Below are 22,369 nucleotides of genomic sequence, written 5' to 3' on the forward strand. Positions count from 1 at the left end.
CGACTCTACGACTATCGCCGCGTCGCGGACCTGGAGGGCCACACGATCTCGGTCGATGCTCTTGTTAGAGTGACCGCCCCTTTCGGGGCAACCACTCCATACTAAACCCTCGCCCGCTTCGTGTCAAACCTTTCGGTCTGATCGCGCCACGAGCGACCCGGACTTGACGCAAGCGCCTCGCCTGGGTGGCTGTCGGAGTGGCTTGCCCTCCGGGTCCGGCCGCCTCTCGGCGTCCCGCACCCCCCGGGGGCGAAGAAAACATTAGGCAACACCGACTCTGCCGTCAAATCACGCCGAGATGGCCGAAACCCCAAGTCAGACGGGAACTTCCGGCGCCGGCTACCTTCCAGGTCATACGACTGTTACCTTCGCCACAACGACTCTTGGGCATGAAACAGCCGCCCCGGTCTCGGACCGAAGCGGCTGTTCAATGCGGTAGATCAGGCGACCTCGATGCCGCCGACCGTCTTCTTGCCCCTGCGCAGCACGAGGAACCGGCCGTGCAGCAGGTCGTCCGCCGAGGGCACGTACTCCTCATCGGTGATCTTCACGTTGTTCAGGTACGCGCCGCCCTCCTTCACTGCCCGGCGCGCCGCCGACTTCGACTCCACCAGACCGCTCTGCGCGAGCAGCTCGACGTACGGCGCCCCCAGGGCGGGCACGACCGCCTTGGGCACCTCGGCGAGGGCGGACTCCAGTGTCCGGGCGTCGAGCTCGGCGAGCGAGCCCTGCCCGAACAGCGCACGCGAGGCGGCGATCACCCGGGCGAGCTCATCGGCGCCGTGGACCAGAGTGGTCAGGTCCTCGGCCAGGGCGCGCTGCGCCTCACGAGCGGCCGGCCGCTCGGCCACGGCCTTCTCCAGCTCGTCGATCTCCTCCCGCGTACGGAAGGTGAAGACCTTGAGGAACCGCACCACGTCTCGGTCGTCGGCGTTCAACCAGTATTGGTAGAACGCGTACGGCGAGGTGAGCGCGGGATCAAGCCAGACCGCACCACCGGCCGTCTTGCCGAACTTCGTGCCGTCGGCCTTGGTGATCAGCTTGCCGGTCAACGCGTGGACATGCGCGCCCTCGACCCGGCGGATCAGATCGACTCCGGCCGTGATGTTGCCCCACTGGTCGCTGCCGCCGACCTGCAACATGCATCCGTGCCGCCGGTACAGCTCGAGGTAGTCGTTGGCCTGCAGGATCTGGTAGCTGAACTCGGTGTAGCTGAGCCCCTCGCCGGAGAGCCGGGCGGAGACCGACTCCCTTGCCAGCATGCGGTTGACGGGGAAGTGCTTGCCGACGTCCCGCAGGAAGTCGATCGCCGACAGTTTCGCGGTCCAGTCGAGGTTGCTGACCAGCGTGGCGGCTGTCGGCCCCTCCTCGAAGGACAGGAACTTCTCGACCTGCACCCGGATTCGTGACACCCATTCCGCGACGATGTCGCTGGAGTTGAGTGCCCGCTCGGTGCTGCGGCCGCTCGGGTCGCCGATCAAACCGGTGGCGCCTCCGACCAGGCCGATAGGCCGGTGCCCCGCCCGCTGAAAGCGGGTCAGGATCAGCAGCGTGGCCAGGTTGCCCACGTGCAGCGAGGGTGCGGTCGGGTCGAAGCCCGCATACACGGTGATCGGACCGTCGGCCAGCGCCTTGCGCAGCGCGTCGATGTCGGTCGTCTGCGCGATCACGTCGCGCCACTCGAGCTCGTCGAGGATGTCAGCCATCTCCGACGTCGGCACGAGGTTGCCTGAAGTTGCGGTCACGGTCGTGGCTTTCGCTTATCGATGGTGGATGTACGGGGCTTCCGTACAAGCCTGCCTGATCACGGAACTTTATCGCCACTTCTTACCCGCGCGTCAGCTCGTGGCACGGCCGCGACGCCGGGGAACGTGGGCACGGTAGGGCGAGACGGTGGGGTCGCCGTCGATCCAGAACCTCCAGGGCGTCTCGGCGCCCGCCGACACGCCGGTGCGAGGACCCGTCCTGACCTGGCCGGACGGCACGGGCCTGCCCTCGTGCACCCGGATCGGGCCGCCGGAGCAGCAGTCCGTTCCGTTGTGCTCCCGGACCAGGCCGAGCGCGACCGTGAGCCGGGCCGGTCCGCGTGCGAGGTCGCGGTCGGGCACGCGCCGCACCAATCCCTCAAGGTCCGGGCCGTCGGCGTGCGGCATGCGCCGGATGCGCGCGCTGTGCACGCCCGCGATCACCTCGCCGGCGCGTAACAGGACGGCCGAGCCGGTGCCCTCGGGCATGCACACGAGATTGGCGCAGTAGTGCATGCCGTACGTGAAGTAGACGTAGAGGTGCCCCGGCGGGCCGAACATGACCGCGTTGCGTGGCGTGCGGCCCCGGTAGGTGTGGGCGGCCGGGTCCTGCCCCGGCCCGCCGTACGCCTCGACCTCGCTCAGCCGCACGGCCACCGACCCGTGCACGACCACGCGGCCGAGCAGGTCGGGCGCGACCACGTCCGATGGGCGGTCGAAGAAGTCGCGGCCGAGCGGAGCGCCCGCGACGTCTTCGATCAGCTCTCGTTCGCCCATGCCGCCTGACCGTCGACGACATCGCGGAGGTTCGCGATCTGGTCGCGGACCCGGTCGGGCGCGGTGCCGCCGAATGCGCTGCGGGCGGCCAGCGCTCCGTGCACGTTCAGCACGTCACGGACGCTCGCGCCGGATGCGTCGACGGCGAAGTGCGGCGAGACCTTGGCCAGCTCGTCGTCGGTGAGCTCACCGAGGTCCTTGTCGTTCACCTGGCACCACACCACCAGGTGGCCGACGGCCTCGTGCGCCTCGCGGAACGGCACCCCACGGCGGACCAGCAGTTCGGCGAGGTCGGTGGCCAGGGCGAAGCCGTCGGGCGCGCTGGCCTCCAGCTTGGCCTTGTTGACGCGCATCGTGGACACCATGCCCGACACGGCGGGGAGCACGAGGAGCAGGGTGTCGACCGCGTCGAACACCGGCTCCTTGTCCTCCTGCAGGTCGCGGTTGTAGGTGAGCGGCAGGCCCTTGAGGGTCGTCAGCAGCGACATCAGCGAACCGATCAGCCGGCCGCTCTTGCCCCTCGCCAGCTCGGCGACGTCGGGGTTCTTCTTCTGCGGCATGATCGACGAGCCGGTGGAGTAGGCGTCGTCCACCTCGATCCATCGGAACTCCTGCGAGGCCCACAGCACGATCTCCTCGCCGAGCCGGGAGATGTGCACGCCGATCAGCGCCGCGCAGAACAGGAACTCGGCCGCGAAGTCGCGGTCGGCGACCGCGTCCATCGAGTTCGGCGCGGGGGCGTCAAAACCGAGCTCCGCGGCGACGGCGGCGGGGTCGAGCGGCAGGGAGGACCCGGCCAGCGCGCCCGAGCCGAGCGGCGAGATCGCCGCGCGCCTGTCCCAGTCGCGGAGGCGGTCCACGTCGCGGGTGAGCGCGTGCACGTGGGCCAGGAGCTGGTGGCCGAACGACACGGGCTGGGCGTGCTGCAGGTGTGTCATGCCGGGGGCGGCGACGTCGGTGTTCTCCTCTGCCTGGCTGATCAGCGCCGTCTCCAGCTCGACGAGCCGGGAGACGATCACGCGGACGTGGTCACGTAGGTAGAGGCGCAGGTCGGTGGCGATCTGGTCGTTGCGGCTGCGGCCGGCGCGGAGCTTGCCGCCCAGCGAACCGAGCCGTTCGAGCAGGCCGCGCTCCAGCGCGGTGTGCACGTCCTCGTCGGCCACGGTGGGGCGGAACTCTCCCTTGCGGCACGCCTGGTCGAGGTCGTCGAGCGCGCCCAGCATGCGGTCGAGCTCCTCCTGGGTCAGCAGCCCGGCGCGGTGCAGCACGCGCGCGTGCGCGCGCGAGGCCAGCAGATCGTACGGCGCGAGCCGCCAGTCGAACTGCACGCTCACCGACAGGCGCGTGAGGGCGTCCGCGGGTCCCCCCTCGAACCTGCCACCCCAGAGCCGCATCGGCTTGTTGTCCGCCACCGTCTTCTCCCTCCGATATTCGAGTCCCTGCAGAAAAGATGACCGCGCGCCGTTCCCGCCCGGGGCCGTCGTATGTGGGTCTTCGCGTCTTCTCCGGGATTCTCTGCCGAATCTCGGGCGCGCAAATCCTTCACGCGGATCCTTCTGCGGGACTAATCCGCGACCTTAGCCGACGTACGCCCCGGTCCCTGCATTGGAACCGGGGCGTATGCCGGGTGAATCAGGCCTGGCGGGCGCCCCGCGCGGCCGCGATCTCGTTGTGATCCATCAGTTCGGCGATCTCCCGCTGACGTCGATCGGCGGGCCCTTCTCGGGTGGTGTCCACGCCGGTCTTCCCATTGCCCGGGAAATGCCCTTCGGCGGGCCAAGTCCGCCGGCGAACGGACCCGGTCCGTCATGCTTCCCGCTTCCCGCTGCCGTGGTCGCGGACCTCCACGGCGATCTTGGGCCTGCTCACGTCGGGCGCACGGCGGGTGGCCAGGCTCAGCAGGGACTCCGCCAGCGCCTTCCCCCCGGTCGGGTCACGGCTGATGACGAGGATCGTGTCGTCGCCGGCCACCGTGCCGAGAATGGACTCCCAGCCCGCGTGGTCGATCGCCGAGGCGAGAAACTGTGCCGCTCCCGGCGGCGTGCGCAGTATCACGAGGTTGGCCGACGCCTCGGCCGACACCAGGAGCTCCTCCGCGATCCTCCGCAGCCGCGCGTCGGGGTTTTCCGGCATGCCGTTCACGGCGCCGGTGCGATAGAGCGGTATCCGTCCCCCGCCCTCGCCTGGCAGCGCGTAGACCAGCGTGCCGTCGTCGGCCCGCAACTTCAGCGCGCCCAGCTCGTCGAGATCGCGGGAGAGCGTGGCCTGGGTGACCTCCACTCCCTGCTCCGCCAGGAGCTTGGCCAGCTCGGGTTGCGAGCGGACCTTGTGCCTGGTCAGCAGTTCCACGATTCGCGCGTGACGGGCCGCCTTCGTCAGCGGGATGGTCACGATCCCTCCGCACCCCGCGTCGTCAGCCAGTGCAGCAGTGCCTTCTGGGCGTGCAGCCGGTTTTCCGCCTGATCCCACACCACGCTCTGCGGCCCGTCGATGACGTCCGCGGCGATTTCCAATCCCCGGTATGCCGGGAGACAGTGAAGCACGATCGCGTCAGGATTCGCCAGGCCGAGCAGGGCGGCGCTCACCTGGTAGGAGGCGAAGGCCGCGATCCGCTCGTCCTTGCCGTCCTGGCCCATGGACACCCAGGTGTCGGTCGCGACGACATGCGCGCCGGCCACCGCGGCCTCCGGGTCGCTCACCACCGTGACCGATCCGCCGGTGGTCGCCGCGATCTCGGCGGCCCGCTCCACGACCAGGGCGTCGGGCAGGTAGCCCACCGGCGCCCCGATCCGGACGTGCATGCCGGCCGTGGCCCCGCCCAGCAGGTAGGAGTGGGCCATGTTGTTGGCGCCGTCGCCGAGGTAGGCGAGCGTGAGGCCCCGCGGCGAGCCCTTGTGCTCCCGGATCGTCTGGAGGTCGGCGAGGATCTGGCAGGGGTGGAACTCGTCGGTCAGCGCGTTCACCACCGGCACCGTCGAGTACGCCGCCATCGCCTCGATGCGCTCCTGACCGGCCGTCCGCCACACGATCGCCGCGACCTGGCGGCACAGCACCCGCGCGGTGTCCTCGATCGGCTCCCCGCGCCCCATCTGCGAGGTGCCGAGGTCCATGATCAGAGGCTGGCCGCCCAGCTCGGCGACGCCGACCGCGAACGAGAACCGGGTGCGGGTGGACGGCTTGTCGAACAGCACGGCGACCGTGCGAGGGCCCTCGAAGGGCCGGTAGCCGAACCGGTCCTTCTTCATCGCCTCGGCGAGGTCGAGCACCTGGGCCTGCTCCTCCGGCGACAGATCGTCGTCCCGCAGGAAGTGTCTAACTTGCGTCGGGTCCGCGCCCTGCCTCACCTGCGCCGGGTCCGCGCCCTGCCTCACCTGCGCCGCGGAGCCGTGCGGGGCCGGGCCGGTGGCGGGGTTCACAACGTTGTCAGGCATCTGCGGCCTCCAGGATCCCGGGCAGCGCGTCGAGGAAGGTCTGAACGTCGGACTCGGTGATGACAAGCGGCGGCGCGAGCCGTACCGCGTCGGGCTGCAGGGCGTTGACCAGGAAGCCGGCCTCCTGCGCCGCCGCCTGCACCTGCGCCGACTTCGGCGCGGTGAGCACGGCGGCCAGCCAGAGCCCGCGCCCCCTGACCCCCTTGAGCAGCGGATGCCGCACGGCGGCGATGCCCTCGGACAGCAGCGCCCCCATCTTCGCGACGTTGCCGAGCAGCCCGTCGCTCTCGATCGTGTCGAGCACGGCGAGCGCCGCCGCGCACGAGACCGGGTTGCCGCCGAAGGTCGAGCCGTGGTCGCCCTTCGCGAAGACCTCGCCGGCCTCGCCGAAGCCGATGCAGGCACCGATAGGCAGTCCTCCGCCGAGGCCCTTGGCCAGCGTCAGGACGTCGGGGACGACCCCCTCCGCCTGGTGGGCGAACCAGTGCCCGGTGCGGCCGATGGCCGACTGGATCTCGTCGGCGACGAACAGTGCCCCCGCCGAGGAGCAGATCTCCCTTGCGGCGCGGAAGTAGCCGTCGGGCGCCGGTATGACGCCCGCCTCACCCTGGGCGGGCTCCAGGAAGACCGCGGCGCAGTCTTCGGTCACCGCGCTCTTGAGCGCGTCCGCATCCCCGAACGGTACGAACCGGACGTCTAGCGGGAACGGCCCGAACTGGTCGCGGATCGAGGGCTTGCCCGTCAGCGACAGCGCGCCGAGCGTGCGGCCATGGAAGCCGTTCTCCGTCGCTACGACGTAGCCGCGGCCGTGCGTCTTGCCGTACTTGATGGCGATCTTGACGGCCGCCTCGTTGGCCTCGGTGCCGGAGTTGGAGAGGAAGACCCGCGCGGGCTCTCCGAGCAGTCCGAGCAGTTTCTCGGCGAGCAGCACCTCGGGCTCGTGCAGGTAGAGGTTCGAGGTGTGCGCGAGAGTGGCCACCTGGCGGGACACCGCCTCGACCAGGGCCGGGTGGTTGTGGCCGAGCGAGGTCACCGCGATGCCGCCGATGAGATCGAGGTAGTGGCGGCCGTCCACATCCCAGACGGAGCAGCCCTCACCGCGGGCGATGGCGACCGGCGGCACCCCGTAGTTGCGCATGAACGCCGCTTCGAAGCGTGCGCGCAGTTCGTCGTTGGTGGTCACCTGGCAACCTCCCCGTTGACGGCGCCGTCCGCCGCCGCTCCGTCGGCCTCGCCTCGCGCCGCCGGAGCGGCGTCGTCGGGCTCGACCATCGTCCCGATACCTTCGTCGGTGAAGACCTCCAGCAGCAGCGCGTGCGGCACCCGCCCGTCGAGCACGTGGGCCTGGGGGACGCCGCCGCGCACCGCGGACAGGCATGCCTCCATCTTCGGCACCATGCCGCTCGACAGTGAGGGCAGCAGCGCGGCGAGCTCGGACGCCCCGATCCGGCTGACGACCTCTTCGCTGTTCGGCCAGTCGGCGTACAGCCCTTCGACGTCGGTGAGCACGATGAGCTTCGACGCCTGGAGCGCCACGGCGAGGGCCGCGGCGGCGGTGTCGGCGTTGACGTTGTAGATCCCGCCGTCCTCGCCACGGGCCACGGACGACACCACCGGGATGCGGCCGTCGTCGAGAAGCGCCCGGACGGCGCCCGCCTCGACCCGGACGATCTCCCCGACCTGGCCGATGTCCACCTTGACGCCGTCGACCACGACATGCTTGCGCTCGGCCGTGAACAGGTGGGCGTCCTCGCCGGACATGCCGACCGCGAACGGCCCGTGCCCGTTGATCAGCCCGACCACGTCGCGGTTGACCTGGCCGACCAGCACCATCCGGACGACCTGCATCGCCTCGGGTGTGGTCACCCGCAGCCCGGACACGAAGTGGCTGTCGATCCCGAGCAGATCGAGGTGCGACTGGATCTGCGGGCCGCCGCCGTGCACGATCACCGGCCGCAGTCCCGCGTAGCGGAGGAACACCACGTCGGCCGCGAACTTGGCCCGCAGGTGCTCCTCCGTCATGGCGTTGCCGCCGTATTTGATGACGACGGTCGCGCCGTGGAAGCGCGCGAGCCAGGGCAGCGCCTCGATCAGGGTGTGCGCCTTGTCCAGGGCGCCGTTCCGCCTGACGCTCATGACGAGTACGCCGAGTTCTCGTGCACGTACGCCGCCGTGAGGTCGGTGGTGTGCACGGTCGCGGTGTGCGGGCCGGCGGACAGGTCGATGGTGATGGTGACGTCGCGGGGGCGCAGGTCGACCTTGTCGCGGTCGTCTCCCGCCGCGCCGCCACGGCAGATCCAGATGCCGTTGACCGCCACGTTGACCCGATCGGCGTCGAACACGGCGTCGGTGGTGCCGACCGCGCTGACCACGCGGCCCCAGTTGGGGTCCTCGCCGTGGATCGCGCACTTGAGCAGGTTCGAGCGGGCGACCGCCCGGCCCACCGCCACCGCGTCCTCCTCCGACGCCGCGCCGACGACCTCGATGGCGATCGCCTTCGTGGCGCCCTCGGCGTCGACCAGAAGCTGCCGGGCCAGGTCCGCGCAGACCGCGGTGACGACCTTCTCGAACTCGGCGAGGTCGGGGCGCACGCCCGACGCTCCGCTCGCGAGCAGCAGCACGGTGTCGTTGGTCGACATGCAGCCGTCGGTGTCGAGCCGGTCGAACGTCACGGACGTCGCCTTGCGCAGCACCGTGTCGAGTTCCTCGGATGTGAGGTCGGCGTCGGTGGTGATCACGCACAGCATCGTGGCGAGCGCGGGCGCGAGCATCCCGGCGCCCTTCGCCATGCCGCCCACCATGTAGCCCGTCTCGCCACGGCGGAAGGAGATCTTGCTGACGGTGTCGGTGGTGCGGATCGCGTCGGCCGCCGCCAGGCCGCCGTCGCGGCTGAGCTGGGCGGCCGCGGTCCCCACGCCGCCGAGCAGCGCGTCCATCGGCAGCCGCTCGCCGATCAGGCCGGTGGAGCAGACCGCGATCTCGGCCGCGGAGTCGTCGAGGACCTCCGCCACCTTCTCGGCGGTGGCGTGGGTGTCCTGGAAGCCGAGCGGGCCGGTGCAGGCGTTGGCGCCGCCGGAGTTGAGGACGACGGCCCTCACCCGGCCGCCGGAGAGGACCTGGGCCGACCACAGGACCGGCGCGGCCTTGAAACGGTTGCTGGTGAAGACGCCGGCCGCGGCACGCGAGGGGCCGTCGTTGACGACCAGGGCCAGGTCGCGGGCGCCGCCGCTCTTGATCCCCGCGGCGACTCCTGCGGCGCGGAAACCCAGGGGTGCGGTCACACTCATGCGCGCTCCTCACAGGGGACGATGTTCATCACGGGGCGACTCCATTGGTGGGAAGACCGACTTCTTCCGGAAGGCCGAGAGCGAGATTGGCGCTCTGGATCGCGCCGCCCGCGGTCCCCTTGGTGAGGTTGTCGATGGCGACGACGGCGACGATCCGTCCGGCCCGCTCGTCGAGGGTGACCTGCAGCACCGCGGTGTTGGCCCCGACCGTCATCGCGGTCGCCGGCCATGTCCCCTCGGGCAGCAGGTGGAGGAACGGCTCGTCCTTCACCGCCGTCTCGTACGCCTCCCGGAGCGCGGCGCGGGTGACGCCCGGCACGGCGGGAGCCGTACAGGTGGCGAGGATGCCGCGGCTCATCGGCGCGAGGGTCGGCGTGAACGACACGCGGACCGGCCGTCCGGCGACCGCCGACAGGTTCTGCTCCATCTCGGGGGTGTGCCGGTGGACCCCGCCCACGCCGTACGCGCTGACCGAGCCCATCACCTCGCTGCCGAGCAGATGGGCCTTGGGCGCCCGGCCGGCTCCGGAGGTGCCGCTCGCGGCGACGACCACGACGTCGGGCTCGGCCAGCCCGGCCGCGAAGGCGGGGAACAGCGCGAGCGTGGCGGCCGTCGGGTAACAGCCGGGGACGGCGATGCGCCGGGCGCCGCGCAGGACCTCGCGCTGACCGGGCAGCTCGGGCAGGCCGTAGGGCCACGTGCCGGCGTGGACGCCGCCGTAGAATGCGGTCCACTCTTGCGCGCTGGTCAGCCGGAAGTCGGCGCCGCAGTCGACGACGAGTGCGCCGTCGCCGAGCTCGGCGGCGACCGCGGCCGACTGACCGTGCGGGAGGGCGAGGAAGACGACGTCGTGACCGGCGAGCACGTCGGGGGTGGTCTCTTCGATCACCCGGTCGGCCAGCGACGGCAGGTGGGGCTGGTGGGCGCCGAGCCTGCTGCCCGCGCTGGACGCGGCGGTCAGGGCACCGATCTCGACAGCGGGATGCCCGAGCAGCAGACGGAGCAGCTCTCCTCCCGCGTAGCCGCTGGCTCCGGCGATGGCCGCCCTCATCCGCGCCCCCTGTCTTCACTGAGCCCTGTCTCAAGGGATCTGTATCCCGGTCACTGCATGATCATGCAGCGGACCTCATGTTCTTGCTGGTGTAGAGAGTATGCATCGTAAAGCATGAGCATGCAAGCGGCGTTCCGAGAGATGGACATCTAGCCGACGTACCTACCGGTCGGTATCGTGAAACATCCGGTTAACGAACGAGTCCGGGAGTGCGCCAGCATGACGATCACGAACGAACAGGTCCAGGCCCAGCTCACGGCGCCCGGGCAGCTCTTCGAAATGGAAGAGGTCGAGGTCGGCGGTCACAAGATCCGGGCGTGGAAGCACGCTCCCGCGACCTTCCGGGCCCTCCTGGAAATCACCCGGTTTCATGGGGACAAGGTGTTCGTCGTCTACGAGGACGAGCACCTCACCTATGAGGAGCATTTCCGGCTGGCCGCGACCCTCGCCAACCGCCTGGTGAACGACTATGGCGTACGCAAGGGCGACCGCGTCGCCGTGGCCATGCGCAACTACCCCGAATGGATCGTCTCCTTCTCCGCCGTGCTCGCCGCAGGGGCGGTGGCCGTACCGCTCAACGCCTGGTGGACCGAGCAGGAGCTGGAATATGGCCTGAGCGACTCGGGCGCCAAGGTCGTGATCGCCGACGGCGAGCGCGCCGCGCGGATGGCCGGCAGCGGCCTGCCGATGATCGTCACCCGCGGTGAGGGCGCCAACTGGTCCGAGGTCCTCGGCGAGGTCCGCGCCGACGTGACGCTGCCGCAGGTCGAGCTCGGCCCCGACGACCCCGCCACGATCTTCTACACTTCCGGCACCACCGGCAGGTCCAAGGGCGCACTCGGCAGCCACCGCAACCTCGGCCAGGCGCCGATGACCGTCGCGTACGCGATGATGCGCACGGTGGCGATGGCCGGCAGGGACGTGGCCGCGGCGGCGGAAAAGCGCAGGATCACCCTGCTGACCGTGCCCCTCTTCCACGTCACCGGGTGCTTCGCCGTGCTGATGACCACGATGTTCAGCGGCGGCGGGCTCGTGCTCATGTACAAGTGGGACCCCAAGCGGGCCCTGGAGCTCATCGAGCGCGAGAAGGTCACCGTGATGAGCGGCGTGCCGACCAACGCCTGGCAGCTGCTGTCACACCCCGATCTGGACAAGCACGACATCTCCTCGCTCGGCTCCGTCTCGTACGGCGGCGCTCCGGCCCCGCCGAAGCTGCTGGAGCGGATCACCGAGTCGCTCCCCAACCGCACGCCGGCCAACGGGTACGGCATGACCGAGACGACGGCGCTCGCGATCTACAACAGCGGCAGGGACTACCTGGCCAGGCCCGACAGCATCGGACTGCCGCTCGCCGTCGTGGACGTCAGGATCTGCGACCCGCTCGGCGCGGAGCTGCCGCCCGGCATGGTCGGCGAGCTGTGCATCCGCGGACCGATCGTGATCATGGGCTACTGGAACCGCCCGGACGCCACGGCGGAGACGTTCGTGGACGGCTGGCTGCACACGGGCGACCTGGCCCGCATCGACGAGGACGGCTACGTCTACATCGTCGACCGGGCCAAGGACATGGTCATCAGGGGCGGCGAGAACGTCTACTGCGCCGAAGTCGAGGCCGCCCTGTTCGAGCACCCCGCGGTGGACGACGCGGCCGTGATCGGCATCCCCGACGACGAGCTGGGCGAGCAGGTCGGCGCGGTCGTACGGCTCAAGCGGGGCGCGAGCGCCACCGGCGAGGAGCTCCAGGAGTTCCTGCGCGGCCGTATCGCGGCGTTCAAGGTGCCGGTGCGGTTCTGGTTCAGGGAGGCCGAGCTGCCGCGCAACCCCGGCGGCAAGGTGCTCAAGACCCACCTGCGCAGGGAGACCCTCGGTCTCTAGCGTTACCTGCCGCGTAATCGCCGCTCCTCGGGGGTGCGTGACACCGTTCACGTGTCGTCACGAAGACATCCCCGAAGGAGTGGAAATGACCGACTACACCACCCTGGCCGAGCGTTACATCGCCGCCTGGAACGAGCGCGACGCCGAGGCCAGGGCGAAGGCGGTGGCCGAGCTGTGGACCGAGGACGGCGGCTACACCGACCCGCTGGCCGCCGTCACCGGGCACGAGGGTGTCGCCGCGGTGATCGCCGGAGCGCAGGAGATGTTCCCCGGGTTCGTGTTCACCCTGGGCGGGCCGGTGGACGGCCACCACGACATCGCGCGCTTCACCTGGCACCTCGCCCCCGAAGGCGCGGCGGAGCCCGTGGTGATCGGCTTCGACGTCGTGGCCTTCGCCGAGGACGGCCGGATCCGGAACGTGTACGGCTTCCTGGACAAGGTCCCCACCTGATCGTGTTCCTGGGGCTCCGGAGCCCGGCCGGGGCGTCCGCTCCCGGGCGGCTCCGGATGCCCGGGAGCGGTGCTCATCGGGCCTGAAAAGTTCATCGGCGTTTCGGCACTACAGGCCTTCTTTCATGGGGTCTCGGATAGAAACGTTTCGGCCGATCTTTGACATGTTTCAAGGGCGCTTCCCAGAATGTTGCACCGGCGAACCCCGGGGCCGGGCGGCGCACCCCCTACCGGCGAACACACGCGCCGTCCGGCCCTCTCCCCGATCGGAGGAGCAGACATGGCCGACAGCGCCGCACCCCCCACACGACGTGCAGGCTTACGGAAGATGCTCGCCGCGGCGCTCGCGGGCGTGGTCACCGCGGCGCTCGCGACCGTGACCCTTTCCGCCACCGCAGCCCAGGCCGCCGACTGCAGCGCCGGGTATGTGGGCCTCACCTACGACGACGGCCCCAACCCCAGCAACACCACCAACCTGCTCAACACGTTGAAGGCCAACGGCCTGCGCGCCACCTTCTTCAACATCGGCCAGAACGCCCAGAACAACCAATCCCTCGTACGCGCCCAGGTCGACGCCGGCATGTGGGTCGGCAACCACAGCTACACCCACCCCCACCTGACCCAGATGAGCAGCTCGCAGATCCAGTCGGAGCTGCAGCGGACCCAGCAGGCCATCCAGCAGGCCACCGGACAGGCCCCCAAGCTGTTCCGCCCGCCCTACGGCGAAACCAACTACACCCTCCAGTCGATCGAACAGCAGCTCGGCCTCAAGGAGATCATCTGGGACGTCGACTCCCAGGACTGGAACGGCGCCAGCACCTCCCAGATCGTCCAGGCCGCCAGCCGACTCCAAAACGGCCAGATCATCCTCATGCACGACCAGTACGCCACCACCGTCCAGGCCATCCCCCAGATCGCCGCCAACCTCCGCAGCCGCAACCTCTGCGCCGGCATGATCTCCCCCACCACCGGACGCGCCGTCGCCCCCGACGGCAGCGGACCCGCCTCCCCGTCGCCGACGACCCCCCAGTCGCCCAGCGCGACTCCTACCTCCGGGGGTGGCAGTGGGCAGATCAGGGGTGTCGCCTCGGGCCGCTGCCTGGACGTGCCGAACGCCAGCACCTCGGACGGCACGCAGGTGCAGCTGTGGGACTGCCATGGCCAGAGCAACCAGACCTGGAGCTCCACCTCTGCCGGTGAGATCCGGGTGTACGGCAACAAGTGCCTGGACGCGGCCGGCAGCGGCAACGGCGCGAGGATTCAGATCTACAGCTGCTGGGGTGGCGACAACCAGAAGTGGCGTGTGAACTCCGACGGCAGCATCCAGGGCGTCCAGTCCGGGCTGTGCCTGGACGCCGTCGGGCAGGGCACCGGCAACGGCACCCAGATCCAGCTCTACTCCTGCCACGGCGGTAACAACCAGAAGTGGACCTGGAACAGATAGCTCGGACCTGTGGCCCGCGGTGCGGAACACCCCCGGCGCACCGCGGGCCACGACCCGGCCACCCCTTTGTCGTATGAACCCGGCCGCCGGTCTCCTGCCCCACGGGCTGACCGCCGGGAACGGTGCGGCGCTTCCCGGAAGCGCCGCACCCGCTGTCGTCTGCTCGTCGCCTTCGGACGGGGTGTCCCGGCACCACGCCAGGGGGGAAACACAACGCGAGGCGCTCATGCGTTACTACGGTGAGCGCATGACGGCAGAGGCATGGAGCGAAGCACCATTGAGTGACATGCACGGTCTCCCGAGCTGGGTCTTCCCTCCGGTGGAAGGCTTCACGGCGGCCGACCTCGATCACATGCCGCAACTTCCCGCACACACAGAGTTGATCGATGGAAGCTTGGTCTTCGCGAGCCCCCCAAGCCTCCTTTCACACCTTGACGCTGTTCCTGCTGGAACGGGAACTGCGCCGGTTCTGCCCAGCACACCTGCGCGTGCGCCGTGAGATGAGTGTCGTCCTCGGGCTTCGCCAAAGGCCCGAGCCCGACATGGTGGTTCTTCACGCCGAGGCGGTGCAGGGGACGGATGAAACCGCGTACGAGGCGAGTGACGTGCTGCCGGCCGTCGAGGTCGTCTCGCCGGACTCGGAGGAGCGGGATCGCAAGCGCAAGCCGCAGCTCTACGCGGAGGCGGGGATCGCCCACTTCTGGCGGATCGAGAACCAGGCCGGGCGGCCCACGGTCTACGTACGAACTCGACCCGGCCACCACGACGTACGCGCTGACCGGGATCTACCACGACCGGCTCAAGCTGTCGGTGCCGTTCGACATCGACATCGACCTCACCGAGATCGACACGCTCTGAACTTTCCCCACGCGAGCCGGCGTCCCTGCCGCCCCCGGCGGCATCGGACTCACCGGCGGGCATTTCCCCCATTGATCCTCTGGTTACCCGCGCGTATCGTCCAGAGTTGAGCACTGCTCATATTCACGCGCGTGAACAGCACCACCATCGGTCCCTTCACCCCCTGACATCGCGAAGGGAAGTTCCCCCATGCACGCGCGCCTTCGACGGGCGATCACCGCTGCCGCCGCGCTGGCCCTCGTCGCCGTCGGCCTGCCGGCGGCGCCGGCCGCCGCGGCCCCCTACTACCCGCCCGACGACTACTGCCTCGGCCAGTGCACTGACGTCCTGCCGCCCGGCCAGAACGGCAACGCCACCCTCGTGGACATCCTGGGCAACCAGCTCCTCGGCACCTATCCGGCCCACAGCAAGGACCAGCTCGGCAAATACTCCGGCCTGCTCTCGGGCTACACCGGCCTGACCGACGAGCAGATCACCGCGTTCTTCAACGACAGCTCGTTCGGCGTGCCGGCGAACCAGGTCGAGAGCACGGTGAGCCCGCGCTCGGGCGTCACCATCGTGCGCGACAAGGCGACCGGCGTCCCCCACATCACCGGCACCACCCGCGAGGGCACGATGTTCGGCGCGGGCTACGCCGGCGCGCAGGACCGGCTGTGGCTGATGGACCTCATGCGCCACGTCGGCCGGGGCGAGCTGACGCCGTTCGCCGGCGGGGCCGCGGGCAACAGGGAGCTGGAGCAGAGCGTCTGGCGCAACTCCCCCTACACGGAGGCCGACCTCCAGGCCCAGGTCGACCGGCTGAAGACGGCCGGCACCCGGGGCGCCCAGCTCTATTCGGACGTGCAGAACTACGTCGCCGGGATCAACTCGTACATCGACCACTGCATGGCCAACCGCGACTGCCCGGGTGAGTACGTGCTCACCGGCCACCTCGACGCGATCACGAACAAGGGCGGCCCGGAGGACTTCCGGATGACCGACCTGATCGCGATCTCCGGCGTGATCGGCGGTCTGTTCGGCGGGGGCGGCGGCGCCGAGATGCAGTCGGCCCTCGTACGCGTGGCCGCACGGGCGAAGTACGGCGCCGCCCAGGGCGACCAGGTGTGGGCGGCGTTCCGCTCGCAGAACGACCCGGAGACCGTGCTGACCCTGCACGGCGACCAGAGCTTCCCCTTCGGCGCGGCACCGGCCGGCGCGACCGGAGTGGTGCTGCCCGACGCGGGCACGACCACGCCGGTCGACATCACGGCCAACGAGACCGGCACCGCGAGGACCGCCACCACGCAGGTCAAGAGCGCGCTGACCGGGCTCACCGTGGACAACTCCAAGCCGGAGATGTCCAACGCCATCGTGGTCTCGGCCGCGAAGGCGACCGGCGGACACCCGATCGCCGTGTTCGGCCCGCAGACCGGCTACTTCGCGCCGCAACTGCTCATGCTGGAGGAGCTGTCCGGGCCCGGCATCAGGGCGCGCGGCGCGGCCTTCGCCGGGCTCAACCTCTACGTGCTGCTCGGACGCGGCACCGACTACGCCTGGAGCGCCACCTCGGCCGCCGAGGACATCACCGACACCTACGCCGTGACGCTGTGCGACCCGGACGGCGGCACGCCCGCGGTCTCCAGCGACCACTACCTCTACCACGGCGTCTGCACGCCCATGGAGACGCTGAAGAAGACCAACTCCTGGAAGCCCAACACGGCCGACTCCACCGCCGCCGGGTCGTACGATCTGGTCATCAAGCGCACCAAATATGGCCTGGTCACCTGGCGGGGCACGGTCGGCGGCGTGCCGACGGCGTTCACCACGCTGCGCTCGACCTACCAGCACGAGGCGGACTCGGCGATCGGCTTCCAGATGTTCAACGACCCGGCGGAGATGGGCTCGGCGGCGGCCTTCGCCAACTCGGCCTCCACCATCGGCTTCGCGTTCAACTGGTTCTACGTGAACTCCACCGACGCGGCGTACTTCATGTCCGGCAACGTCCCTGTGCGGTCGCCGGAGTCCGACCCGAACCTGCCCATGACGGCCGACGCCGCGCACGAGTGGAGCGGCTTCGACCCGGCGGCCAACACCGCGTCCTATCTCCCGCCCTCGGCGCATCCGCAGGCGGTCAACCAGGACTACTTCGTGAGCTGGAACAACAAGCAGGCCAAGGACTTCGGCGCGGCCGACGGCAACTTCAGCTTCGGGGCGGTCCACCGGGCCGACCTGCTCGACGCGCCGGTCAAGGCGGCCCTGTCCTCGGGCACCCTCGACCGCGCCGGAGTCGTGAAGATCATGGCGTCGGCGGCGACGACCGACCTGCGCGGATGGAAGGTGCTGCCCGCGCTGCTCCGCGTGATCAACAGCGCGTCCGTCTCCGACCCCGCCCTCGCCTCGGCCGTCTCCAAGCTGTCCGCCTGGGCCGGCGCGGGCGCCAGGCGGGAGGAGACGAGCACGGGCAGCAAGAAGTACGCCCACGCCGACGCCATCCGGATCTTCGACGCCTGGTGGCCCAAGCTGGTGCGGGCCCAGTTCCGCCCCGGGCTGGGCGACGGGCTCTACCAGGCGCTGGTCAACGCCCTGCAGATCAACGAGTCGCCGTCCGGGCACCAGCAGGGCGACGTCTCCTCGCTGCCCGGCTCGGCCAACGAGGCGCAGCCCCACAAGGGGTCGTCGTTCCAGTACGGCTGGTGGGGCTACGTGGACAAGGACATCCGGGCCGTGCTCGGCGACCCGGTGGCCGCTCCCCTGCCGGCCAAGTATTGCGGGGCGACCGTGGCGGCCTGCCGTACGGTCCTGCTCGACAGCCTGGCGGCGGCGCTGGCCGAACCGGCGGCGACGACCTATCCGGGTGACGACTCCTGCTCGGCGGGCGACCAGTGGTGCGCCGACGCGGTACGGCAGTCGCCGCTCGGCGGCGTCAAGCACTCGCTGATCTCCTGGCAGAACCGGCCGACCTATCAGCAGGTGGTCTCGTTCCCCGCGCACCGCGGCGACGACGTGACCGACCTCGCCCTGGGCCGTACGGCGAGCGCGTCGAGCACGCAGGACTCCTACACCCCGGCCAAGGCCGTGGACGGCGACCCGGCGAGCCGGTGGGCCAGCGGGTGGAGCGACAACCAGTACATCCAGGTCGATCTCGGCTCGCTGAAGTCCGTGGGACGGGTGATCCTGCGCTGGGAGACGGCCTACGGCTCGTCGTACCGGATCCAGGCCTCGGCGGACGGCTCCACGTGGACCACCGTCGCGCAGACGACCACGGGCGACGGCGGCGTGGACAACGTCGCGTTCGCCCCGACCGGGGCGCGCTATGTGCGGATGCAGGGCGTCAAGCGCGGCACCGGCTACGGCTACTCGCTGTACTCCTTCGAGGTGTACGGCAGGTAGGGCGGCGGTCAGCCCGGCTCGCGCCAGCCCTCGCCCTCCTCGGCGAGGGCGTCGAGCCGGGCCAGGTCCGCCGGGCCGAGGGCGCCGTCCGGGTCGTCCACGACGACCACCCACTGGGCGTCCTCGGCGTCGTCCTCGCCCGCGAGCAGCTCACGGACGACGCCGGGAACGCCGAGCGCCGGGAACAGCTCGGCCACGGTCTCCGCGGACTCCTCCGCGCTGTCCCGCTCGGGGAAGACCAGCAGGTGACGCACCGCTCCTCCGGGAGAGACGACCGCGGGCGCCGGCACCGTGTCGACAAGACACCGTGCCGGCACCCGCTCAAGTGATCAGCGGCTACTCAGGCGCCGCGGAGCTGGGCTCCGGTGCGCTCGGCGGCGAGGGCGACGGCGGCGTCACGCGCGGCCGTGGTCTCCTCGGCCGTGAGCGTGCGGTCGGGCGCCCGGAACCGCAGCGTGTAGGCCAGGGACTTGTTGCCCTCGCCCACCTGCGGGCCCGTGTAGACGTCGAACAGCCTGATCGACTCCAGCAGCTCGCCCGCCCCCTCCCGGAGAGCGGCCTCGACCTCGGCGACCGGGGTGGAGACGGCGACGGTCAGCGCGACGTCCTGCGTCGCCACCGGATAGGCGGACACGGCGGGCGTCTGCACCGGCCCGGCGGGGGTCAGCAGCGACAGCTCAATCTCCATCGCGCAGGTGCGCGGCGGCAGCCCGTACGCCTCGACGACCCGCGGGTGCAGCTCGCCTGCGTGACCCACCAGCACCGTCTCACCGGTCTCGGCGTCGGTGACGGTCAGCGCGGCGCACCGCCCGGGATGCCACGGCTCGTGCTGGTCGGCCCGGACGCCGAGCTCCACGCCCGCCGCCCGCGCGACCGTGCGGGCCGCCTCGACGGCGTCCGCCCAGGACGCCTGCCGGCCCTCGCCCCACCAGCCGGAGCGCTCGAACTCCCCGGCCAGCACCACGGCCACCCGCAGCGGCTGCCTCGGCAGCGCCGTCTCGATCGCCGCCAGCTCCTCCTCCGTGGGCCTGCGGTCGACCGGGAGCACCGGGGCCGTCGCGGGCGCCTGCGGCTCGGGCCGGTAGACCAGCCCGGACTCGAACAGCGCCACGTCGGCGTGGCCGCGGCCCACGTTGCGCACCAGGGTCTTCAGCAGGCCCGGCAGCAGCGTGGTCCGCATGAACGGCTCGTCCTCGCTGAGCGGGTTGACCAGCCGGGTCGCCCGCCTGCGGGGGTCGTCCTCGGGCAGCAGGAGGTTGTCGAGGTCGCGCGGCCCCATGAACGGGTAGGCGAGCACCTCCACGTATCCCGCGTGGGCCAGGGCGCGGCCCACCCGGCGGCGCAGCCGCTGCTCCTCGGTCAGCCCGCCCCCGGCCGGGGCGGGGGGCAGGACCGACGGGATGCGGTCGTACCCCTCAAGCCGGATGACCTCCTCGGCGAGGTCGTTCGGATCGGTCAGGTCGGGGCGCCACGTCGGCGGCGTGACCGTGATCAGGTCGTCGCCGGGGACGGCCAGCCGGCCGGCGAGGTCGCCGGAGGCGAGCACGCCGGTGGCCGCGACGCCGTGCCCGGCCGGGCCTGCGGAGACGGCGCCCTCCGTCACCGTGCAGCCGATCTGCTCCAGCCTGCGGATCACGGTCTCCCGCTCGTACGTCACACCCGCCACACGGCTCGGGTGATCGGCCGGGATGGTGATCCGCACCGGCGAGACGTCGACCTGGGTGTGGGTCACTCCGGGGTCGGCGACGGCACCGCCGAGCTCGACCAGGAGCTGCACGGCACGCCACGACGCGGCGAGGGGCAGCTCGCGGTCGACGCCGCGCTCGAACCGCTTGGACGCCTCGCTAACCAGGTTGTGCCGCCGCGACTCGCGGGCGATGCCGGTGGCCGAGAAGTGCGCCGCCTCGATGACGATGTCGGTCGAGGTGTCGGAGATCTCCGTGTGCAGGCCGCCCATCGTGCCGGCCATGGAGATCGGGCCCGAGTCGTCGGTGATGAGGATGTCCTCCTCGTGGAGCGTCCGCACCACGTGGTCGAGCGTCTCCAGCGTCTCCCCCGGCCGGGCCCGCCGTACGACGATCGGGCCGGACAGGCGCGACCGGTCGAAGGCGTGCAGGGGCTGGCCGAGCTCCAGCATCACGTAGTTGGTGATGTCGACGGCCAGCGAGACCGAGCGCATGCCGGCGCGGGCCAGCCGCACCCGCATCCACAGCGGCGACTCGGCGGCCGGGTCGAAGCCGGTGACCGAGCGCAGCACGAAGCGGTCGCAGGCGGAAGGGTCGGCGATCTCCGCGGGCCACGACTCGCCGCCGCCGGACTCCGCCTCGGTCGCGGCCGGGTCGCGGAACGGCACGCCGAACGCGATGGCCGCCTCGCGGGCGACGCCGCGGATCGACAGGGCGTAGCCGCGGTCGGTGGCGACCTCCAGTTCGAGCACGTCGTCACGCAGGCCGAGCAGCTCGACCACGTCGGCGCCGATCGGGGTGTCATCCGGCAGCAGCAGGATGCCCGGGGACGACTCGGCGATGCCGAGCTCGGCCTCGGAGCAGATCATGCCGTCGGACAGCCGCCCGTAGGTCTTGCGGGAGCCGATCTCGAAGCCGCCGGGGAGCACCGCGCCGGGCAGCGCGACCGGGACCACGGCGCCCACGGAGAAGTTCGTCGCGCCGCAGACGATCTCGCGCGGCGTCGCCTCCCCGACCTCGACCTTGCAGTGCCGGATGGGCTTCTTGAACCCGGTCAGCTCCTCGATCTCGAGGACCCGGCCGACCACGACGTTCTTGATCTCGTGGCCGTGCGAGTGGATGGCCTCCAGCTTGAGGCCGGCGGCGGTGAGCTGGTCGGCCACCTCCTGGGCGGTGACCGCGGGGAGATCGACGTACTCCCGCAGCCATGAAAGCGGGACCTTCATCAGACCTCCATCCCGAACGGCAGGGTGAACCGGATGTCGCCCTCGACCATGTCGCGCATGTCCTCGGCGTTGTGGCGGAACATCAGCGTCCGCTCCACGCCCATGCCGAAGGCGAATCCCGAATAGACGGCGGGGTCGACGCCGCAGGCCAGCAGCACGCGCGGGTTGACCATGCCGCAGCCGCCCCACTCGATCCAGCCCTCCGACTTGCAGGTGCGGCAGGGCGGGTTGCCCGGCACCGCCGAGGAGCCGCGGCAGACGAAGCAGCGCAGGTCGAGCTCGGCCGACGGCTCGGTGAAGGGGAAGTAGTGCGGCCGGAACCGGGTGGTGATCCCCGCGCCGAACATCACCTCGGCGAACCGGTCGAGCGTGCCCTTCAGGTGGGCCATCGTCAGCCCCTTGTCGACCGCCAGGCCCTCGACCTGGTGGAAGACCGGCGTGTGTGTGGCGTCCAGCTCGTCGGTGCGGAAGGTCTTGCCCGGCGACACCACGTAGACGGGCAGCGGGCGCGACAGCAGCGCCCTGATCTGCACCGGCGAGGTCTGCGTGCGCAGCACCTTGCCGGAGTCGACGCTCTCCACGAAGAACGTGTCGTGGTCGGACCTGGCCGGGTGATCGGGGGCGATGTTCAGCGCGTCGAAGTTGAACCACTCGCCTTCGAGCTCGGGGCCCTCCGCCACCTCGTAGCCCATCGCCACGAACGCGTCGGCGATGCGCTCCTGCAGCGTGGTCAGCGGGTGCCGGGCGCCGCGCGGCGCGCGGTCCCAGGGCAGCGTGACGTCGACGGTCTCCTCGATGAGGACCCGCGCGTCCCGCTCGGCCTCCAGCTCGGCCTGGCGGGCGGCGAGCGCCTCGCCGATCGCCTTGCGCGCGGCGCCGATCCGCTTGCCCGCCTCGGCGCGCGCGGCGGGTGGCAGTGCGCCGATCTCACGGTTCGCCAGCGCGATGGGCGAGCGGTCGCCCGCGTGCGCGAGCCTTGCCTGCTTCAGATCGTCGAGGTCGCGCGCCGCGGCGATCGCGGCGAGAGCGTCGGCCTGTGCCCGCGCGACCTCGTCGGCGTGCAGCGGCGTCACCTCGACCGGGTCATAGGTGTTCGACAAGAGAGAGCTCCGTATCCAGGGGCCTGCGAGCGCCCTGCGCTCAGCGGCAACGAGTCTAGTCCGATCAGCCC

General features: G+C 70.8%; 17 protein-coding genes. 5 read left to right on the forward strand and 12 right to left on the reverse strand.

The window, feature by feature from the left end:
• Nucleotides 1-440: 440 nt before the first annotated feature.
• From tyrS to argC, 9 genes are all read right to left on the reverse strand, one after another.
• Nucleotides 441-1,706, reverse strand: coding sequence for a tyrosine--tRNA ligase (tyrS, locus tag OHB01_RS34825; protein WP_142648985.1), 1,266 nt, complete (start codon nt 1,704-1,706; stop codon nt 441-443).
• 132 nt (nt 1,707-1,838) lie between these two features.
• Nucleotides 1,839-2,522, reverse strand: coding sequence for a DNA-3-methyladenine glycosylase (locus OHB01_RS34830; protein WP_142648967.1), 684 nt, complete (start codon nt 2,520-2,522; stop codon nt 1,839-1,841).
• A complete protein-coding gene (argH, locus tag OHB01_RS34835; RefSeq protein ID WP_142648984.1) occupies nt 2,504-3,916 on the reverse strand; it encodes an argininosuccinate lyase in 1,413 nt (470 codons plus the stop codon). The genes OHB01_RS34830 and argH overlap by 19 nt, the downstream gene beginning before the upstream one ends.
• Before the next feature lie 412 nt (nt 3,917-4,328).
• Entirely contained in the window at nt 4,329-4,913 is a 585-nt protein-coding gene (locus OHB01_RS34840; RefSeq protein ID WP_260617345.1) for an arginine repressor, read from the reverse strand.
• Nucleotides 4,910-5,953 carry an ornithine carbamoyltransferase gene (argF, locus tag OHB01_RS34845; RefSeq protein ID WP_328710382.1) on the reverse strand — a complete coding sequence of 348 codons (1,044 nt, stop codon included), beginning with the start codon at nt 5,951-5,953 and terminating at the stop codon, nt 4,910-4,912. The genes OHB01_RS34840 and argF overlap by 4 nt, the downstream gene beginning before the upstream one ends.
• On the reverse strand, nt 5,946-7,091 hold the full coding sequence (locus tag OHB01_RS34850; RefSeq protein WP_205830496.1) for an acetylornithine transaminase: 1,146 nt from the start codon (nt 7,089-7,091) through the stop codon (nt 5,946-5,948). Before OHB01_RS34850 ends, argF begins: the two co-directional genes overlap by 8 nt.
• Before the next feature lie 41 nt (nt 7,092-7,132).
• Nucleotides 7,133-8,089, reverse strand: a complete 957-nt coding sequence (argB, locus tag OHB01_RS34855) for an acetylglutamate kinase (RefSeq protein ID WP_142648964.1) — start codon at nt 8,087-8,089, stop codon at nt 7,133-7,135.
• Complete coding sequence (gene argJ / locus OHB01_RS34860) at nt 8,086-9,240, reverse strand: bifunctional glutamate N-acetyltransferase/amino-acid acetyltransferase ArgJ (protein ID WP_142648963.1); 1,155 nt, start codon at nt 9,238-9,240, stop codon at nt 8,086-8,088. Before argJ ends, argB begins: the two co-directional genes overlap by 4 nt.
• A gap of 28 nt (nt 9,241-9,268) precedes the next feature.
• The gene (gene argC / locus OHB01_RS34865) at nt 9,269-10,291 is read right to left on the reverse strand and encodes an N-acetyl-gamma-glutamyl-phosphate reductase (RefSeq protein WP_142648962.1); all 1,023 of its coding nucleotides are present in this window, start codon (nt 10,289-10,291) and stop codon (nt 9,269-9,271) included.
• A gap of 219 nt (nt 10,292-10,510) precedes the next feature.
• On the opposite strand from argC, the gene OHB01_RS34870 reads away from it, so the two are divergent.
• From OHB01_RS34870 to OHB01_RS34890, 5 genes are all read left to right on the forward strand, one after another.
• Nucleotides 10,511-12,166, forward strand: a complete 1,656-nt coding sequence (locus tag OHB01_RS34870) for a class I adenylate-forming enzyme family protein (protein WP_147944769.1) — start codon at nt 10,511-10,513, stop codon at nt 12,164-12,166.
• Nucleotides 12,167-12,251: 85 nt separating this feature from the next.
• Entirely contained in the window at nt 12,252-12,617 is a 366-nt protein-coding gene (locus OHB01_RS34875) for a nuclear transport factor 2 family protein (RefSeq protein WP_328854554.1), read from the forward strand.
• 327 nt (nt 12,618-12,944) lie between these two features.
• Entirely contained in the window at nt 12,945-14,060 is a 1,116-nt protein-coding gene (locus OHB01_RS34880) for a polysaccharide deacetylase family protein (RefSeq protein WP_168066102.1), read from the forward strand.
• Between the two features lie 386 nt (nt 14,061-14,446).
• A complete protein-coding gene (locus tag OHB01_RS34885; protein ID WP_419197556.1) occupies nt 14,447-15,028 on the forward strand; it encodes a Uma2 family endonuclease in 582 nt (193 codons plus the stop codon).
• 79 nt (nt 15,029-15,107) lie between these two features.
• Complete coding sequence (locus OHB01_RS34890) at nt 15,108-18,287, forward strand: penicillin acylase family protein (protein WP_142648957.1); 3,180 nt, start codon at nt 15,108-15,110, stop codon at nt 18,285-18,287.
• A gap of 8 nt (nt 18,288-18,295) precedes the next feature.
• On the opposite strand, the gene OHB01_RS34895 is transcribed toward OHB01_RS34890, so the two are convergent.
• The 3 genes from OHB01_RS34895 to pheS all read right to left on the reverse strand — a co-directional run bounded on the left by OHB01_RS34895 (nt 18,296) and on the right by pheS (nt 22,298).
• The gene (locus OHB01_RS34895; protein ID WP_142648956.1) at nt 18,296-18,541 is read right to left on the reverse strand and encodes a hypothetical protein; all 246 of its coding nucleotides are present in this window, start codon (nt 18,539-18,541) and stop codon (nt 18,296-18,298) included.
• Nucleotides 18,542-18,627: 86 nt separating this feature from the next.
• Complete coding sequence (locus OHB01_RS34900; RefSeq protein ID WP_328854555.1) at nt 18,628-21,198, reverse strand: phenylalanine--tRNA ligase subunit beta; 2,571 nt, start codon at nt 21,196-21,198, stop codon at nt 18,628-18,630.
• On the reverse strand, nt 21,198-22,298 hold the full coding sequence (pheS, locus tag OHB01_RS34905) for a phenylalanine--tRNA ligase subunit alpha (RefSeq protein WP_142648954.1): 1,101 nt from the start codon (nt 22,296-22,298) through the stop codon (nt 21,198-21,200). The genes OHB01_RS34900 and pheS overlap by 1 nt, the downstream gene beginning before the upstream one ends.
• Nucleotides 22,299-22,369 lie beyond the last annotated feature (71 nt).

This window comes from Microbispora hainanensis, assembly GCF_036186745.1.
GTDB lineage: Bacteria > Actinomycetota > Actinomycetes > Streptosporangiales > Streptosporangiaceae > Microbispora.

What these genes read in the sequence shown, in the direction of transcription:
- argJ (WP_142648963.1), bottom strand. Translation starts at nt 9,240, where the DNA reads ATGAGTGTGACCGCACCCCTGGGTTTCCGCGCCGCAGGAGTCGCCGCG.
- OHB01_RS34870 (WP_147944769.1), top strand. Translation starts at nt 10,511, where the DNA reads ATGACGATCACGAACGAACAGGTCCAGGCCCAGCTCACGGCGCCCGGG.
- OHB01_RS34890 (WP_142648957.1), top strand. Translation starts at nt 15,108, where the DNA reads ATGCACGCGCGCCTTCGACGGGCGATCACCGCTGCCGCCGCGCTGGCC.
- OHB01_RS34850 (WP_205830496.1), bottom strand. Translation starts at nt 7,091, where the DNA reads ATGCGCAACTACGGGGTGCCGCCGGTCGCCATCGCCCGCGGTGAGGGC.
- argH (WP_142648984.1), bottom strand. Translation starts at nt 3,916, where the DNA reads ATGCGGCTCTGGGGTGGCAGGTTCGAGGGGGGACCCGCGGACGCCCTC.
- OHB01_RS34880 (WP_168066102.1), top strand. Translation starts at nt 12,945, where the DNA reads ATGCTCGCCGCGGCGCTCGCGGGCGTGGTCACCGCGGCGCTCGCGACC.
- OHB01_RS34830 (WP_142648967.1), bottom strand. Translation starts at nt 2,522, where the DNA reads ATGGGCGAACGAGAGCTGATCGAAGACGTCGCGGGCGCTCCGCTCGGC.
- tyrS (WP_142648985.1), bottom strand. Translation starts at nt 1,706, where the DNA reads ATGGCTGACATCCTCGACGAGCTCGAGTGGCGCGACGTGATCGCGCAG.
- argF (WP_328710382.1), bottom strand. Translation starts at nt 5,953, where the DNA reads ATGCCTGACAACGTTGTGAACCCCGCCACCGGCCCGGCCCCGCACGGC.
- argB (WP_142648964.1), bottom strand. Translation starts at nt 8,089, where the DNA reads ATGAGCGTCAGGCGGAACGGCGCCCTGGACAAGGCGCACACCCTGATC.
- OHB01_RS34875 (WP_328854554.1), top strand. Translation starts at nt 12,252, where the DNA reads ATGACCGACTACACCACCCTGGCCGAGCGTTACATCGCCGCCTGGAAC.
- argC (WP_142648962.1), bottom strand. Translation starts at nt 10,291, where the DNA reads ATGAGGGCGGCCATCGCCGGAGCCAGCGGCTACGCGGGAGGAGAGCTG.
- OHB01_RS34900 (WP_328854555.1), bottom strand. Translation starts at nt 21,198, where the DNA reads ATGAAGGTCCCGCTTTCATGGCTGCGGGAGTACGTCGATCTCCCCGCG.
- OHB01_RS34885 (WP_419197556.1), top strand. Translation starts at nt 14,447, where the DNA reads ATGGAAGCTTGGTCTTCGCGAGCCCCCCAAGCCTCCTTTCACACCTTG.